Source organism: Bradyrhizobium sp. LeoB3 (assembly GCF_055456055.1).
This window is the reverse complement of the sequence record NZ_JBVBEF010000031.1, coordinates 12,723-28,071: the sequence shown is the minus strand read 5'-3', so window position 1 is coordinate 28,071 and position 15,349 is coordinate 12,723. Positions and strand designations below refer to the sequence as shown.

Genomic DNA, 15,349 nt, shown 5'->3' with positions numbered 1-15,349 from the left:
GCCGAACCATTGACCTCGCCCGCTCCCGCTGCATCGCGCGGCTTTGGCCGCTTGACGCTCGACGTGCGCCAGAACCTGCCGGCATGGAAACAGGCGGTGTTCGTGGGATCATCGCTGATCCTCGGCCTTGCGATTTCGGTCGCGATCCTCGCGGTGGCCGGCATCCCGCCCCTGACGCTCGCCAGCGAGCTCGCCGGCGTGCTGACGGCGGAGAATCTGCGCGGCGTCCTGATCCAGGCCGCGCCGTTGATCCTGGTCGGCCTGGGCGCAAGCCTCGCCTTCCGCATCGGCTTCTGGAATCTCGGCATCGAGGGACAGATGATCTTCGGCGGCATCTTTGCCGCCGCGATCTCGATCTATGACATCGGCCCGCCCGCCACGCGACTGCTGCTGATGGGAATGGCCGCCGCGCTCGGCGGTGGGCTCTGGGTGCTACTCGTCGTGTTCCTGAAGCTGCGCTTCCGGGTCAACGAGATCATCGCGACATTGCTCCTGAATTACGTCGCGATGTATTTCCTGTTCCACCTGCTCTACGGCGCCTGGCAGGACTCCAAGACCGCGTTTCCGCAATCGACCCCGTTCCGTCCCTTCGAGCGGCTGACCGATATCGGCTATGGCGTCAACAGCGGCCTGTTGATCGCAATCGCCGGCGTGCTCGCGGCCGGCTGGATGATTCATCTCAGCCGCATCGGCTTCTACACCCGGTTCATCGCCGCCAATCCGAGAATGGCGAAAGTGGTTGGCGTTCCCGTGCAGACGGCGACGATCTGGATCATCGCGATCTCCGGGGCCTGCTCAGGGCTCGCCGGCTTCGTCAATGTCGCCAGCCAGGAGGGCCGGCTGACGCAATCCTTCGCCAACGGCTACGTGTTCTCCGGCGTCTTGATCGCGTTCCTGTCGCGCAACGATCCGATCGTGGTCGCGATCGTCGGCTTCCTGATCGCGGTGCTCTTCATCACCGGCCAGACGCTGCAGGTGTTCTACCAGATCCCCTTCACCATGGTGCAGATGATCGAGGCGATCATCGTCATGGCGGTCGCGTCGTCGGAATTCCTGATCCGCCACCGCATCCGCTGGATACGTTGAGGAAACTGTCGTGATCGATTTCCTCATCAACTGGCTGGCCAACGCTCCCGTCACCGCGGTGCCCTACGCGCTAGCGGCGCTCGGCCTGATCATCGCCGAGCGTTCCGGCGTATTGAACCTCACCGCGGAAGGCTTGATGCTGGTCGGCGCGCTCGCGGGCGCCGGCGCCTGCCTCACGCTCGGCGGCTATCCGGCGGTGGCGCTGGTTGCCGCGATGGTGGCGGCGAGCGCGGTCTCGCTCTTGTTCGCGGTGCTCGTGGTGGTGCTGCGCATCAACCAGGTGATCGCGGGCCTGTCGGTCGTGTTCTTCTGTCAAGGCTTTACCGGCCTCGTCGGCACGCTGGCGAAATGGCAGAACAAGCAACTGACGGGGCTCGCGCCGCTGAAGATCTGGCCGCTGTCGGAAATCCCCGGCATCGGGCGGATCTTCTTCCAGCAGGACCCGATCGTCTATCTCACCATTCTGATCTTCTTTGGCGTCAACTTCCTGCTGTTCCGAACCATGCTCGGCCTGCGCATCCGCTCGGTCGGCGAGAATCCGGGCGCTGCAGACGCCGCCGGCGTCAGCGTCACGCTGCATCGCATCTTTGCGATCGTCGCCGGCTCCTCACTGATTGGCCTTGCCGGCGGCTACATCTCGGTTGTCAGCGTCAAACTGTGGGTGACAGGGATGACCGGCGGCCGCGGCTGGATCGCGGTGGCGCTGGTCGTGTTCGCGCGCTGGGCGCCGTGGCCCGCACTCGCCGGCGCGCTCCTGTTCGGCTGCATCGAGGCACTGATCCCGCAGATCGCAGCGGCCGGCATCCGCGTTCCGCAATATCTGATGCTGATGACGCCGTATCTGGCGACCATCGCCGTCATGATCTGGGTCGGCACCAAGGATTCCGGCATCACGCAGGAGCCCGGCGCGCTGGGCCAGCCACACGTGCGCGAGGAGCGGCGGTAGCCGTCTCGCGCCTGTCTTTCCACGTCATTGCGAGCGTAGCGAAGCAATCCATGTCTCCACAAGCGGTGAGATGGATTGCTTCGCTGCGCTCGCAATGACGGCGGGCGTCAATATCCAGCAGTTTCCAGCGCGTGTGAGATCATGTTCGGCGACAGCGGCACCTGGTGGAATTTCAGCGCGCCGAACGGCCGCAGCGCATCTTCGACGCCTGATGCGACGACAGCGCCGACCGCGATGCAGCCGGCCTCGCCGACACCCTTGACGCCGAGCGGATTCAGCGGCGTCGGCGTCTCCAGGTGCAGGATCGAGACATTGGGAATCTCGGTCGCGTAAGGCACCAGGAAATCCATCAGGCTGGCATTGGCGAGATTGCCGTCGGCCTGGTAGTCGAGATGTTCATAGAGCGCACCGCCGATCCCCTGCGCGATGCCGCCGAGCACCTGCCCCTCCACGATCATCGGATTGATCATGTTGCCGCAATCGTGGATGCAGACGTACTTCCTGATCTTCACGGTGCACAGGCCCGGGTCGACCTCGATGATCGCGCCGTGCACGCCATAGGCCCAGGTGGATTGGGATGGACTGTAATAGTCGGTGGCCTCCAGTCCCGGCGCCTGGCCGTCCGCGAGCGGCGGCCCGTCATGCTTGCTCGCCCGCGCGAACTGCGTTGCCGCCTGCGCCGCCTTGTTGAAGGCGTAACGCAGCGGATTGCTCGCGGTCGCGATCGCCGCCAGCGGCGCAAAGCGGTTCGAACCTTTCACCCAGGCCGCAGAATCGCGCAGCTCGATCTGGTCGGGGTCGACGTCGAGCATGTTGGCGGCGGCTTCGATCACCTTCTTGCGCACGGTGAGCGCGGTCTTGTGGATCGCGTTGCCGCTGACGACGGCGGCGCGGCTGGCAAAGGTCGCCACGCCCCAGTCGAACGCCTTGGTGTCGCCCTCGACCACGATAACGTCCTGCGGACTGACGCCGAGCTGATCGGCGACGATCTGCGCGAACACCGTGTCGTGCCCCTGCCCCTGCGTGCTGAGGCCGGTGTTGACGTAGACCTTGCCGGTGATCGGGTGGATCTTGACGTGGCCTCCCTCGTAAGGACCGAGGCCCGTGCCCTCGACGTAGCAAGCGAGCCCGAGCCCGAGATAACGTCCCTCGGCGCGCGCCTTCGCCTGCTCGGCGGCGAAACTCTCCGCGCCAAGCTCGGCTGCGGCCATCGCCAGCGCCTTGCCATACTGGCCGCTGTCGAGCGTCACCTTGAGCCCGTCGGCGAACAGCAACCCCTCGCGCTCATAGGGAAACTCCTTCTCGGCGATCAGGTTACGGCGGCGAATTTCGAAACGGTCGAGCCCGAGTTCCTCGGCGAGCTGATCCATCGCGCGCTCGATCGCAAAGCAGGCCTGCGGCCGGCCGCAGCCGCGATATGGCGTCACCTGTACCGTCGGCGTATAGACCGCCTTGAACTCCACGAAGATGTTGGGGATGCGATACGGGCCCGCGATCGAGGTGGAGGCGACCTGCGCCACGGCGATGCCATAGGGAATGAAAGCGCCGGTGTCGTGCAGGAAGAAATCGCGCAGGCCGATCACCTCGCCGGTCCTGAGCGCGGCGAGCTCGATCGTGTGGATCTGCGTCCGCTCCTGCGAAGAACCCAGGAAGTTCTCGCGGCGGTCCTCGATATATTTCACGGGGCGCCCGAGCCGCATCGCCGCCATCGGCACCAGGAGTTCGTCCGGATAGAACAGCAGCACCTTCTGCCCGAAGCCGCCGCCGACGTCAGGGGCGATGACGCGGACCTTGTCCTCATCGAGCTCGAACACGGATGCAAGCCCGCCGCGCACCGAGATCGGCGCCTGCGTGCCATCCCACACCGTGAGTTCACCGGATACCGCGTCCCAACGCGCCGCGACCGCGCGGCACTCCATCGGGGCCGCCGTCGAGCGATCGACCTGCACGGTGATCTTGGTGACGTGCTCGGCGCGCGCAAAAGCGTCGTCCGGATCGCCGCTGGTCTGGATGAAATGCGCCGCCAGATTGTTCGGCACGTCAGCATGCACAAGTGGCGCATCGTCCGTCAGCGCTTTTGCCAGGTCCATCTCGAGCGGCAGTGGTTCGTACTCGACCTCGATCAGCGCTGCAGCATCTTCGGCGGTATAGCGATCGACGGCGACCACCATCGCCACGGTCTGCCCGACATAGTGGACATCGCCGCGCGCTAGCGGACGCTGGGTCTTCGGATTCTTCATCGAGGGATGCGGAATCAATAGCGGCATCTCGACATCGAGAGTGCCGATATCGTCGCTGGTATAGATAGCCGCGACGCCCGGATGGCGCTTCGCTGCCGATGCGTCGATGGAGACGATCCGCGCCCGCGCATGCGGGCTGCGCAGGAAAGCGACGTGCAGCGCGTCCGGCAGCGGAATGTCGTCGACGAAGGCCCCCTCGCCCCGCAGCAGCTTGGGATCGATGTTGCGCTCGACGCGCGCTCCGAACTGGCGTGTCGACATCAGGCCCGTCCGAGCAGCTCAGCGGCACGGCGCACCGCGGCGATGATGTTGAGATAGCCAGTGCAACGGCAGAGATTGCCCGAGAGCAAATCCCTGATGCCTTCGTCGGTGAGATCAAGCTTTCCCGGCTCCTCGAAGCGGGCGACGATGTTCATCACCATGCCGGGCGTGCAATAGCCGCATTGCAGGCCATGGCACTCCTTGAACGCCTGCTGCACCGGATGCAGCGTGCCGTCAGCTGATGCGACCGACTCGATGGTGCGGATATCGTAACCATTCGCCTGCACCGCCAACGTCAGGCAGGAGCGGCCGGCCCTGCCGTTAAGGAGGACCGTGCAGCAGCCGCAGACGCCGTGCTCACAGCCGACATGGGTGCCGGTCAGCCTCAGCTCGTGCCGCACGAAGTCGCTCAGCAGCATCCGGACGCTGACGCTGCGGCTGACGGCCTCGCCGTTGACCGTCATCGACACGTCGACCTCGGCATCGGCGGAGCGGTCCGGAATCGCGGCCTTCATCGTTCGCGCCATCAGGCGGTCTCCATCTGCGTGGCACGTTGCGCGGCCATCGTCACGATCCTGCGGATCAGCGTGCCAAGCGCCCTGCGGCGATAGGTATGGGACACATGTATCTCGTCGGGCTGCGTCACGGCCGCACCGGAGGCCGCCACCGCGGCGTCGAGATCGGACGCACCGAGCGTGGTGCCTGTGAGGATATTCTCCGCCTCCTTCAAGCGCACTGGCGTATCCGCGATGCCGCAGGCCGCAAGCTGCACGCGCGACGCACGGCCGCGATCGTCAAGCGACAGCACGCAGCCGACGCCCGCGATCGCGTAATCGCCATGACGCCGCGTCACCTCGTCGAAGGCCCACCCGGCGCCTTTCGGCAGCACCGGAAAGCGCGCCTCGGTGATGATCTCGTCCCGCTCTCGGGCCGTGGTGAGGAACGACTGAAAGAAATCCTCGGCCGCAATCTCGCGCCGCCCCGACGGCCCCTGCGCGATCACGGAGCCGCCGAGCAGCACCAGCAGCATCGGCATTTCGGCGGAGGGATCGGCGTGGCAAAGGCTGCCAACCACCGTGCCGCGGTTGCGGATCGGCACATGGGCAACATGCTGCATGACCTCAGCGACCAGCGGATTGACGCGCGCAACCGCCGCATCGAGTTCGAATTCGCGGTGGCGGGTCATCGCCTTCACGATGATGATTTCGGTGCCGACCTCGATGCCGCGGAGATCAGCCACATGCTGGATGTCCACCAGCGTGGACGGATTGGCAGCGCGAAAGTTCATCGCGGGCAACAATGTCTGCCCGCCGGCGAGCACGACCGCATCGGGGTCGCCGGCCAGAATGCTGATTGCCTCTTCGATTGATGCTGGCGCCTGGTAGCCAAAGAGGGAGGGCTTCATCTGATCTGTTCAGCTCGCCAAAACTGCGGTCAGGATAGGTTGCGCGAAAACCCTGTCAACGAAGTGAAATGAGCACCGTTTGCCCACAAATGAAGCATCGATCTAGCCGCCGCGATTGAAGCGCGGTCGCACGCTCCGTCACAGCGTCCGGGCGTGCGCGGCGACCGCCTTCATGAAGAGTGCAACCAGCTCATCCGGCTGCGAGAGCTGCGGCGCGTGGTCGCTGTCGAGGCCGTAGACTTCGAGGCACGGCGACAATTCCTGCATCTTCCGCTGCAGCGGCAGGTGCACTGAGCGATCCTCGCGCGCCTCGATATAGACGCGCGGCACAGTGCCGAAGCGATCGGCCGACAACTTCAGTTGCGAGCGGCGGCCGCCTTCAGGCTGCGGCGTCAGGCGACGCGCCGCAGCCTCGGCCAACGCGCGATCCGCCTTCTGGTAGAACACCTCGACCGCGGAAGCCGGATCGATTCGCGACAATAAGCCCGCCTCATCATAGGTGACACGCGCATGCGCGCCGCGCATCCCTGGCTCCAGATAGCGTTCGTAGAACTGCAGCACGGACATCCCGTCAGGCAGCATGAATGCGCAGAGGAAGATCGCGAGCGCGATCCGTTCGGGGCGCATTTCGCTGGCCTGCGCAGCCGCCGTGCCGCCCATGCTGTGCCCGACCATGATGATCGGACCTTCGGTCCTGTCGATGATGTCGACAACATGCGCGGCGTAGCGCTCGAGATTGACCTCTTCGGGTGGCAGCGGATTGTGGCCGTTGCCCGGCAGGTCGACGGCGATAGCCTCGTGGCCGAGCGCCTTCAGCCGCGGGACGATGGTCTCCCAGGCCCAGGCGCCCTGCCAGGCGCCGTGGATCAGGATAAAGGTGTAGCGCGGGGATGGAGCAGTCATGGCGGCGACGGACTACTTGTAGGTCCGCTTGTACATGGCGCGCATATGCTCCTCGACCGTGATCGGCGGATATTTCGGTTGTTCACCCGGTGCAAGGCAGGTCGGGATGCATTCGACCTTGTGGGCGTAGTTGCCGGTGTAGAAGAACGGCACCGAATAGCGCTCGCGGCCAGACACGTTGACGACACGATGCAGCGTCGAGCGGTATTTGTCGTTGGTCCAGCGCGCGATCATGTCGCCGAGATTGACGACATAGGTGCCGGGCACCGGGTCGGCGTGGATCCAGCCGCCGGAGGCCTGGTCCCAGACCTGCAGGCCGCCGACATCGCCCTGGCGCAACAGCGTCAGCCCGCCGAAATCGGTGTGCGCGCCGGCGCCCTTCTGGTCCGGATTGCCGCCAGCAGGCTGCGGCGGATAGTGCAGCAGCCGCACGGTCGCCATCGCGTCGGTGCAATAACCCCTAAAATAATCTTCCGGCAGATCGAGCGACAGCGCGATGCCACCCATCATCCGGGCCGACAGCTCCAGCATCACGTTGAGATAGGATTCCATCACCGGCTTGAAGTTCGGCCGCGACGACGGCCACTGGTTGGCGCCGTGATTGAACATGCCGGCGAGCACGCGCGGATCGTCAGGCGCATGTTCGGGCCCGACATAGTAGCCTTCCTTGAGATCGGGCGGCGCGCCGGGCTCCAGCGTCTGGCCCTGCAGCGGCTCATAGCCGCGATTGGCTTTCGAGCGCGACTTGTCGACCTCGGCCTTTATCTCCGGCGATAGATCGAAGAACGCAGCAGCCTCGGCGAAGACATCGGCGACGAGCTTTTCGTCGACGCCATGGTTCGAGATGTAGAAAAAGCCGTTGTACAGACAGGCGGCGCGCAGCTTGGCAGCAACCGCCTTGCGATCCGACAGGCTTGACGACGACAAGCCGGAGATATCGATCACCGGCAGACTGGACTGCGAAACCCGTGCCGCTTCGAGCATGTTGGTTACCCTCCTTCGCGCGTCCGCCTCGACCATGAAGCGCTTCCCTCGCCCGCTTTTAGGTAGCGCGGCGAGCGCGATCACGCGCGCTGAAAGTTTCGGCAAAAACTGGCGGTTTCGGCCCAAAAAAGCATCCGAATCCGAATCGGATCACACGGCAGAGATGTAACGGAGCTCTTCATATTCGCGCATGAGGGCCGACTGATCTTGTGATGACCGCAAGGGCGGAATCTTGTACTGGGGCTTGACGCTTCGCCGGCTCTCTGAGGTCGCGAGCGGAAGTCCCGGGAACCGTTCGGCAGCACGGCCGTTCTGTTCCCAACTTAACAAGAAAAGGAGCAAGCCGTGAACATGCGTAGGATTTTCTTGATGGCCGCCGCCACAGCGCTGACGATATCGGCATCCCTACCTGTTCGAGCCGCGCCCATGACGCCGTCTCCCGTGGCACAGGAGTCTTCGGTACAGCAGGTGCAATACCGTCGCTACCATGGTGGTCCCGGCTACCGCCACTACGGTTATCGGCGCGGGTATGGACATGGACGTGGATACGGAACCGGCGCCGCAGTGCTTGGCGGACTCGCCGCCGGCGCCATCATCGGCGGTGCCATTGCATCCAGCCAGGCACAAGCGGCAAATGCACAAGCTTACTGCGCGCAGCGCTTCCGCTCCTATGATCCCGCCTCAGGCACCTATCTCGGCACCGACGGCTACCGTCATCCCTGCCCGTAACGAGTCCTAGCCGAGCGCAAGCGTCATTCCGGGATGCGTGCGCAGCACGCAGCCCGGTATCTCCCTGCCTATGACGGAAAGTCGGCCGGCTTCACCTCCAGCCGATCGGCATGCAGGGTCCAATCACGAACCCCGTGTATCTCGCAGAATTTCTGCTTGGCGGCGTCTACTGCTTGCGCGTCGTCGGGCACGTCGAGATCCACCGTGCACTGGCAGACATCGCCGACCTGGCCGTTCTCACCGAGCACATTTTTGTAGAATCGGGCAATGAAGCGCGCCATCCGCGTAGCTCCTCTTTTCCTCTGCTAGCTGAGCCAGCCCGCGAGGCCCCGCGTTGATCTCGCGCAAGTCGAATAGGCGATGAGCTGATTTGATATTGCAACGCAGATCTCCACCCAAGAGCGGAACCATCGGACGCGGTCTTCCATGCCCAAACTTTCCGCAGCAGCGCCAAAGCGCGATGTGATTTTCGGAAAATTGTGTTGGATCAGAACGGTTTGCGATCCGCTCGGGTGGAACGCAGCAGCGGACCCTCCTTCGCTTCCTCGTCCGCCAACAGCTTGAGAATGACGTCGCGCTCCGCCTCGCTGATATGAGGATCGTTCAGCTTCTTCTTGAACAGCGCGAGGTTCTCATTGTGAATGAATTTCTCCACGGGACCAACCTCCATCCGCGGGATTCGAGCATCACAACAATTGTTGCGTCTTACCGCATGGAGGTCTGAGAGACCAGACGATCTCGAGCGACGCTTAGCCACACTGCATCACATGCACATCACTCCTCGAATGCTGGCGAGGCCGGCGCATCAGGGGAATCGCGTTCGACCGGCTCATTCTCGCCGAGCGGCTCATCGCGCTCGACATCAACCTGATCCTGATCGATCAAGCCGGGCGCTTCATCGGCCTGATCAGCCGGTTCGGCGCCCCGCTTCCGAGGAACAGCGGACATCATTGTCTCCCGCAGAGACGCGTGAGAACACGTTATGCATCAAGATCGGCGGGCATCGCCCGCGGATCATCCAACCAGATGCCTTTCGATTTCACCGACAGGATGCTTGGTGAGATCCTTGTCGAACTCGGCCAGGATATGCCGTTTCACGTCAGCATGAAAGGCAACTCGAAGCTCTGCCAGGGTTCGCGGCGGGGCCACGACGACGAGGGCCTTTGCCTTGCCGCTGCGGATGACCTGCTCGGCGGCGGCCGCCACCTGTCGCGCGAACCGATGCTCTTCGAGATCATGCCAGTCTACCGGCTCGACCGTACTTCGCTGCCCCGAACCGGGCTTCCTCGTGCGTCCGGGCCGCTCGCTGCCCTGATCATGGGTCGAGGAATTTTGCTGCTCAAAGACCTGCTCGGTCTTCAGATTGGGGAATTTCTCATCGCCTTCGTTGCGGAGGAAAAGCGCTTTCCGCCCGTCGCCCACGAATACGATGGCGTCATGCGGAATCTTGAGTTTAGCCATGATGAACCTTCGGTACCTGTCTGCAATCTGCCGAACGGCGCGGAACGAGGCCGTAGCCGCGCACAATTCAACAACGACGACAGGCTATCTCGGAGCTTTTCTCCGCCGTTTGTTCTGGATCAAACCATCCGGATAGATCGCGCGCCATATGACGGTACCGGCCGTGGAGGCGTTTCGCCTCCGCGGGGCCAAAACCTTGCGCTAGATCAAATCGTCCGATTCCAGATCTTCGACAAAGAGCGGATGAGACATTTCATCTTCGTCTGCCCCAATACCCATCTCAACGTTCAGCACAGCCTGGACGAGGATGATAATACCGATCAAAACGAATTCACGGCGGTAAGCTGCCCTGCCTGCACGCGACTGCATTTTCTCAGCCGCAAGACCGGCCAACTGCTGGGCGCGGATTCAACCCCGAAAAGCTAGCCGTCATTCTAAGGATGAGAGCGCCGCACGGAATTGTTCAGGTTGCGGGCAGATGCGTTAGATACTCATAGACAGCGCGAAGGTCTTCATCTTCCATCCTGCCGATCGGCTGCCACGGCATCCGATTGCCGAGGGTGTGACCGTTCGGATCGACACCAGTGCGCATGGTGGCGACGAATTCCTGGAATTTCCACCCCTTGACGACATTGAGATCGGGCCCTAGCGGGGCGAGCTGGCCGGGTTTGCCGCCGGTCAGATCTTTGCCATGGCATTCGCGGCAGTCCTGATACGAAATGAGATATTCGCCGTATCGTGACGTGGGGCCTTTTGGTGGCGCGGTCACATGGTCTGTTGAGACGGGCTTACCTGCTGGCAGCATGCCAGCGCCCAACATCGCGATGCCCAGCATCGTGAGACGATCGGCCGGATTTCTCGTCTTTTCTCCTGCAGCAGGCAGACTGCGGAGATAGGCAATCACCGCTTTGGTGTCCTCGTCGCTCAGCTTTCCGGCGTTGGTGTAGGACATGATGACCAGCCAATACCCTTCGGGATCGACCCCGTTGCGAATGGCGCGGAAAATATCGCCGTCCGACCACCGGCTTAATTGCCCGACCGGCGTGAGGTTGGCGGCTATAAACGAACCGATCGGCAACGAGATATCCTTACCGAGATCCGCGCCGCCGGTGAGCGTGTCGGTCCTGGTATGGCAGCCGCTGCAAAAGCTGTCCGCGATCGTCTGGCCGCGCCGGATTTGCTCCGCGGTCCCTGCAACCTTCACGTCCACGCTTGGCGCGCTGCGCGCGTGCAGCTTGAATAGCCCGATGGTCAGCAGCACGCTGATCGAGAAAGCAATGACGGAAGCCAAAGCCGCCAAACCTGCTCCGCCCCATTTGACAATTGGTTTCTTCGATCGCCAGTTACGAATACCTGAGCATGCCAGCAATCCCGCTATGACGATCAACGCCGCGGGCTCGAGCCATTCGAACATTCTGTATTGCCCCCAAATCAATGCGTTCGACGATGAAATGTCGACCGCTGCAGACGCTATGGGGCGCGCGATACGAAATAATTTCGAGACCGGCCTATCGTGTTACAGGCGTAACGTGCACGGCATCGCGGCTGAGCCAGCGCCTCCCGTTGCGTCGCACCTATGCCGCGATCAAAGCTTGCGCGATATCCGCGATCAGATCGGAAGGGTGCTCGATGCCAACAGACAACCGGATCGTGGAGTCGAGCACGCCTATCCTTTGACGGATGTCGGACGGGACGCCCGAGTGGGTCATGGTAGCGGGATGGCTGGCAAGCGACTCGGTGCCGCCCAGGCTCACTGCCAGTTTCAGGATTTGCAGCGCATTCAGGAATTTGAATGCAGCCGTCTGGCCGCCGACAATATCGAATGAGAACGTGGAGCCTGCTCCGCTGCATTGCCTCGCGAACAGATGGCCTGCCGCGGAATCGTCGGCGTGGTGGGCAAGATAATGGACGCGCTCCACTTTGGGATGATCGCGCAGATAATCCGCCACAAGGTGCGCATTTCTGTCAGCCTTTTCCATCCGCAGGCTCAGGGTTTCGAGCGACCGGCTGATCATCCAGCAGGAATGGGGATCCAGTTGGGTGCCGATGGCGCCTCGCAACGCCCTGATGTCCTTCATCAAAGCTTTTGAACCGAGCGCAGCACCGGCGATCAGGTCGGAATGGCCTCCGACATATTTGGTCAGCGAGTACAGGGAGAGATCAGCACCATGCTCGATCGGCCGCTGAAACAACGGCCCGAGCAGCGTATTGTCGCATGCGACGATCGGCGTGTGGCCCTGGACCACGCCGATCAGCTCGGCGATACGGCGGATCATCGCGATATCGACCAGGCCATTGGTGGGATTTGCCGGGGTTTCGATGAAGATCATCGTCACTCGGCCCCTGCGCATGGCGTCCTCCGCCGCGTGCCTGATCGCGGCCTCATCGAGGCCATCGGCGAAGCCCACGGCACCGATGGAGAGCTTCGCAAGCGTGTTCGCAAACAGCGTTTCCGTCCCGCCATACAGCGGTTGGGAATGGAGGATCACATCGCCAGGGCGTGCGAAGGCCAGGATCGTCGTCGAAATCGCGGCCATGCCGGACGAGAACAGCGCACAATTCTCTGTGCGCTCATAGACGGCGAGCCTGTCCTCCACGATCTCGCTGTTGGGATGATTGAACCGCGAGTAGACCAGGCCCGCGCCCATCCCCTCCGGCGGTTCGCGCCGGCCCGCGACGAAATCGAAGAAGTCCTTGCCGTCTTCCGCCGTCTTGAAGACGAAGGTCGAGGTCAGGAAGACCGGGGGTTTGACGGCTCCCTCCGACAATTGGGGATCGTAGCCGTAGTTCAGCATCAGCGTTTCCGGGTGCAGGGTGTGGTTGCCAATGCGCGTCTTCGTCGGTTTCACCATGGCTCGCTCCTTTGAGGGAACACCTTACCCGGCGCCTGTCTACGGCGGTATGAAGTCTCCTATGGCTATAACGCCAGAATGGCCAGATCGAGCCCGTCGATGCGGGCATAATTCGGCGGATGGCACAATCGAAAGCCATCCGCCCTCGTTCTGATCGTCAGAACTCAGCGAGCCGTGAATCCGCCATCGATCGGAAGCGCAACGCCGGTCACGAACGACGCTTCATCCGATGCCAGCCAAAGCGCCGCATGCGCGACTTCCTCCGCCTTGCAGAGCCGTCCCATCGGAACGGACGCGAGCAGGCGCGCCTGATTGGCGGCGGCCTCGGCAGGATCACCCGAACGCCCCGTGAAGCCGGTCTTCATCGGTGTATCCGCAAGACCGGGGCAAACGACGTTGACGCGCACGTTGTCCGCGGCAAAGCGTTGCGCCAACGACTTGGTCAGCCCTACCACCGCGAATTTCGCCGCTGAATAGACCGGGCTGAACATCGAGCCGACCAGTCCCGAGACGGATGCCGTGAAGATCAGCGATCCACCGCCCCGCTTGCGCATATGCCCAATCACTTCGCCCGCCGCCAAGGTGGCGGACGTGACGTTGAGCGCCATCGCGGCTTCATAGGCCGCCAGATCGAGATTCTCCACGCCGGCCGGGCCGGGAATTCCGGCATGAGCCCACATCACGTCGATGCCGCCCAATAGCGCCGCCGCATCGTTCACCGACCGTCGCGTTTCTTCCGGCCGTGACAGATCCGCCTGAAGCGTTTCGACGGTGTAGCCCTTGGCACGCATGTCCGCGGAGAGCTGTGCCAGCGCATCGCGGTTGATATCGACGGCGACGACCTTGGCCCCTTCCCTCAGGAAAACCTCGACACCGGCACGTCCCATCCCGGATGCGGCGGCCGTTACCACCGCGAGCTTGTTTGCCAAACGCATGATCGTCTTCTCTTCTTGTTGGATTTAACGAGAGGTGCTGTGCCTGATTTTAGTTGGCATAGGCGTTCGGAAAACGCCCGGTCGTGCTGACCACCGTGGTACGGGTCTCGAGATAGGAATCGAGCGCTTCGATACCGTTCTCCCGGCCCCAACCGCTGCCCTTGAAACCGCCATAGGGCGTAGACCAGCGAATGAAACGATAGGTGTTCACCCACACCATGCCTGCACGAATCCGGCTGGAAACGCGATGGCCGCGTCCGATATCCTGCGTCCAAAGGCCGGCCGTCAGTCCGTACGGGGTGTCATTCGCGATTGCGATCGCCTGCTCCTCGTCGTCGAACGGAATCAGCGCGGCCACGGGGCCAAAAATCTCCTCGCGGGCGATCCGCATCTCGTTGGAGACGTTGGCAAAGACGGTTGGCTGGACGAAGTAGCCGTCGCCATGCACGCCGCCGCTCAGCCGACCTCCGCCGGTCACCAGTTCAGAGCCGTCGGCCCGTCCGATATCGATATAGGACAGTGTCTTGACGAGTTGCTCCTCGTGCGCCTGGGGGCCCATATGCGTGGCTTCATCCAGCGGAGGACCGACCCGCACCTGAGCTGCGCGGCGCGCAAATTCTGCGACGACCTGATCGTAGATCGGCCTCTGAACCAGGACCCGTGAGCCGAGCGCACAGCTCTGTCCGCACAGCGTCCATACGGAATTGGTGGCCGCGTTCAGCGCCTGTTCGAGATCGGCGTCGGCGAAAATGATATGGGGCGACTTGCCGCCAAGCTCGAAGGTGAAGCGCTTCATCGTGTCCGCGCCTGCACGCAGGATGACCTTCGCCGTCGCGCCCTCGCCGGTGAATGCGATCTTGTCGACGCCCGGGTGGGTGACGAGCCGCTCACCAGCGCCATCCTTCCCGTATCCGGGAACGATGTTGACTACCCCGGGCGGAAAGCCGGCTTCGTCGAACAATTTTCCGAGTTCAAGCGAGGTGACCGGCGTCTGCTCTGCCGGCTTCAACACGACGGTGCAACCTGCCGCGAGTGCTGGACCGAGCTTCCATGCCGCGGCCATGAGCGGCACGTTCCATGGCGTAATCGCGCCGACCACCCCGACCGGCACGCGGGTCGTAAATGCGTGCACGCCGTCGTCGAATGGAATGGTGCGGCCGGAATGCTTGTCCGCCAATGATGCCCACCAGTGATAGCCATAGGTGTGGCCGCCAATATCGGCACGTGACTCCCGCAGCGCGCGGCCGGAATCTGTTGTTTCCAGAACCGCAAGATCAGCGGCGCGCTTCGCATAGAGGTCAGCGAACTTGCGCAGCAGTGCAGCGCGCTCGTGCCCGGGCATGCGCCCCCACGGACCGTTCAGTGCTTGTCGCGCCGCCGCGACGGCACGGTCGATATCACCGGGGCCGCCGAAGGCGACGCGAGCCCAGGGGCGCGCTGTGGAAGGATCGATGCTTTCGAGAAAACCGCCGTCTTCAGGCGCGACCCACGAGCCGCCAATATAGAGATGATCGTAGCGGGTGAGACGATCGGATTTCAGCACGGAT

General features: G+C 63.0%; 17 protein-coding genes. 4 read left to right on the top strand and 13 right to left on the bottom strand.

Going from position 1 to position 15,349, the window contains the following annotated elements:
• Positions 1–9 precede the first annotated feature (9 nt).
• Entirely contained in the window at positions 10–1,086 is a 1,077-nt protein-coding gene (locus ACZXDY_RS20780) for an ABC transporter permease (protein ID WP_464346773.1), read from the top strand.
• Positions 1,087–1,096: 10 nt separating this feature from the next.
• The gene (locus ACZXDY_RS20775) at positions 1,097–2,032 is read left to right on the top strand and encodes an ABC transporter permease (RefSeq protein ID WP_464346772.1); all 936 of its coding nucleotides are present in this window, start codon (positions 1,097–1,099) and stop codon (positions 2,030–2,032) included.
• Positions 2,033–2,139: 107 nt separating this feature from the next.
• On the opposite strand, the gene cutA is transcribed toward ACZXDY_RS20775, so the two are convergent.
• From cutA to ACZXDY_RS20750, 5 genes are all read right to left on the bottom strand, one after another.
• Positions 2,140–4,533 carry an aerobic carbon-monoxide dehydrogenase large subunit gene (cutA, locus tag ACZXDY_RS20770; protein WP_464346771.1) on the bottom strand — a complete coding sequence of 798 codons (2,394 nt, stop codon included), beginning with the start codon at positions 4,531–4,533 and terminating at the stop codon, positions 2,140–2,142.
• Positions 4,533–5,060 carry a (2Fe-2S)-binding protein gene (locus ACZXDY_RS20765; RefSeq protein ID WP_464346770.1) on the bottom strand — a complete coding sequence of 176 codons (528 nt, stop codon included), beginning with the start codon at positions 5,058–5,060 and terminating at the stop codon, positions 4,533–4,535. Before ACZXDY_RS20765 ends, cutA begins: the two co-directional genes overlap by 1 nt.
• Positions 5,060–5,938: an FAD binding domain-containing protein gene (locus ACZXDY_RS20760; RefSeq protein ID WP_028163307.1), complete on the bottom strand. Its 879-nt coding sequence runs from the start codon at positions 5,936–5,938 to the stop codon at positions 5,060–5,062. The genes ACZXDY_RS20765 and ACZXDY_RS20760 overlap by 1 nt, the downstream gene beginning before the upstream one ends.
• 138 nt (positions 5,939–6,076) lie before the next feature.
• A complete protein-coding gene (locus tag ACZXDY_RS20755; RefSeq protein WP_464346769.1) occupies positions 6,077–6,841 on the bottom strand; it encodes an alpha/beta fold hydrolase in 765 nt (254 codons plus the stop codon).
• A 12-nt stretch (positions 6,842–6,853) separates the two neighbouring features.
• A complete protein-coding gene (locus ACZXDY_RS20750) occupies positions 6,854–7,861 on the bottom strand; it encodes an isopenicillin N synthase family dioxygenase (RefSeq protein WP_080663669.1) in 1,008 nt (335 codons plus the stop codon).
• A gap of 333 nt (positions 7,862–8,194) precedes the next feature.
• Here ACZXDY_RS20750 and ACZXDY_RS20745 point away from each other — a divergent pair, with 333 nt between their 5' ends.
• Positions 8,195–8,554, top strand: a complete 360-nt coding sequence (locus tag ACZXDY_RS20745; RefSeq protein WP_028163305.1) for a BA14K family protein — start codon at positions 8,195–8,197, stop codon at positions 8,552–8,554.
• A gap of 68 nt (positions 8,555–8,622) precedes the next feature.
• Here ACZXDY_RS20745 and ACZXDY_RS20740 read toward each other — a convergent pair whose 3' ends face one another.
• From ACZXDY_RS20740 to ACZXDY_RS20725, 4 genes are all read right to left on the bottom strand, one after another.
• Positions 8,623–8,835 (bottom strand): hypothetical protein, encoded by a 213-nt coding sequence (locus ACZXDY_RS20740; protein ID WP_028163304.1) that lies wholly within the window; start codon positions 8,833–8,835, stop codon positions 8,623–8,625.
• A gap of 206 nt (positions 8,836–9,041) precedes the next feature.
• Positions 9,042–9,209: a hypothetical protein gene (locus ACZXDY_RS20735; RefSeq protein ID WP_464346768.1), complete on the bottom strand. Its 168-nt coding sequence runs from the start codon at positions 9,207–9,209 to the stop codon at positions 9,042–9,044.
• Positions 9,210–9,328: 119 nt separating this feature from the next.
• Complete coding sequence (locus ACZXDY_RS20730; protein ID WP_155255129.1) at positions 9,329–9,502, bottom strand: hypothetical protein; 174 nt, start codon at positions 9,500–9,502, stop codon at positions 9,329–9,331.
• Positions 9,503–9,568: 66 nt separating this feature from the next.
• A complete protein-coding gene (locus ACZXDY_RS20725) occupies positions 9,569–10,015 on the bottom strand; it encodes a baeRF12 domain-containing protein (RefSeq protein WP_130225652.1) in 447 nt (148 codons plus the stop codon).
• Between ACZXDY_RS20725 and ACZXDY_RS20720 the strand changes: the two genes are divergently transcribed.
• Positions 9,992–10,441, top strand: coding sequence for a hypothetical protein (locus tag ACZXDY_RS20720; RefSeq protein WP_464346767.1), 450 nt, complete (start codon positions 9,992–9,994; stop codon positions 10,439–10,441). The genes ACZXDY_RS20725 and ACZXDY_RS20720 overlap by 24 nt on opposite strands.
• Positions 10,442–10,478: 37 nt before the next feature.
• Here ACZXDY_RS20720 and ACZXDY_RS20715 read toward each other — a convergent pair whose 3' ends face one another.
• From ACZXDY_RS20715 to ACZXDY_RS20700, 4 genes are all read right to left on the bottom strand, one after another.
• Complete coding sequence (locus ACZXDY_RS20715) at positions 10,479–11,429, bottom strand: c-type cytochrome (RefSeq protein WP_464346766.1); 951 nt, start codon at positions 11,427–11,429, stop codon at positions 10,479–10,481.
• Between the two features lie 160 nt (positions 11,430–11,589).
• The gene (locus tag ACZXDY_RS20710) at positions 11,590–12,867 is read right to left on the bottom strand and encodes a cystathionine gamma-synthase family protein (RefSeq protein ID WP_464346765.1); all 1,278 of its coding nucleotides are present in this window, start codon (positions 12,865–12,867) and stop codon (positions 11,590–11,592) included.
• A 164-nt stretch (positions 12,868–13,031) separates the two neighbouring features.
• Entirely contained in the window at positions 13,032–13,802 is a 771-nt protein-coding gene (locus ACZXDY_RS20705; protein WP_464346764.1) for an SDR family NAD(P)-dependent oxidoreductase, read from the bottom strand.
• A 49-nt stretch (positions 13,803–13,851) separates the two neighbouring features.
• The gene (locus tag ACZXDY_RS20700) at positions 13,852–15,345 is read right to left on the bottom strand and encodes an aldehyde dehydrogenase (protein ID WP_464346763.1); all 1,494 of its coding nucleotides are present in this window, start codon (positions 15,343–15,345) and stop codon (positions 13,852–13,854) included.
• Positions 15,346–15,349 lie beyond the last annotated feature (4 nt).

What these genes read in the sequence shown, in the direction of transcription:
- ACZXDY_RS20730 (WP_155255129.1), bottom strand. Translation starts at nt 9,502, where the DNA reads ATGTCCGCTGTTCCTCGGAAGCGGGGCGCCGAACCGGCTGATCAGGCC.
- ACZXDY_RS20750 (WP_080663669.1), bottom strand. Translation starts at nt 7,861, where the DNA reads ATGGTCGAGGCGGACGCGCGAAGGAGGGTAACCAACATGCTCGAAGCG.
- ACZXDY_RS20725 (WP_130225652.1), bottom strand. Translation starts at nt 10,015, where the DNA reads ATGGCTAAACTCAAGATTCCGCATGACGCCATCGTATTCGTGGGCGAC.
- ACZXDY_RS20755 (WP_464346769.1), bottom strand. Translation starts at nt 6,841, where the DNA reads ATGACTGCTCCATCCCCGCGCTACACCTTTATCCTGATCCACGGCGCC.
- ACZXDY_RS20740 (WP_028163304.1), bottom strand. Translation starts at nt 8,835, where the DNA reads ATGGCGCGCTTCATTGCCCGATTCTACAAAAATGTGCTCGGTGAGAAC.
- ACZXDY_RS20705 (WP_464346764.1), bottom strand. Translation starts at nt 13,802, where the DNA reads ATGCGTTTGGCAAACAAGCTCGCGGTGGTAACGGCCGCCGCATCCGGG.
- ACZXDY_RS20710 (WP_464346765.1), bottom strand. Translation starts at nt 12,867, where the DNA reads ATGGTGAAACCGACGAAGACGCGCATTGGCAACCACACCCTGCACCCG.
- ACZXDY_RS20720 (WP_464346767.1), top strand. Translation starts at nt 9,992, where the DNA reads ATGCGGAATCTTGAGTTTAGCCATGATGAACCTTCGGTACCTGTCTGC.
- ACZXDY_RS20765 (WP_464346770.1), bottom strand. Translation starts at nt 5,060, where the DNA reads ATGGCGCGAACGATGAAGGCCGCGATTCCGGACCGCTCCGCCGATGCC.
- cutA (WP_464346771.1), bottom strand. Translation starts at nt 4,533, where the DNA reads ATGTCGACACGCCAGTTCGGAGCGCGCGTCGAGCGCAACATCGATCCC.
- ACZXDY_RS20760 (WP_028163307.1), bottom strand. Translation starts at nt 5,938, where the DNA reads ATGAAGCCCTCCCTCTTTGGCTACCAGGCGCCAGCATCAATCGAAGAG.
- ACZXDY_RS20745 (WP_028163305.1), top strand. Translation starts at nt 8,195, where the DNA reads ATGGCCGCCGCCACAGCGCTGACGATATCGGCATCCCTACCTGTTCGA.
- ACZXDY_RS20715 (WP_464346766.1), bottom strand. Translation starts at nt 11,429, where the DNA reads ATGTTCGAATGGCTCGAGCCCGCGGCGTTGATCGTCATAGCGGGATTG.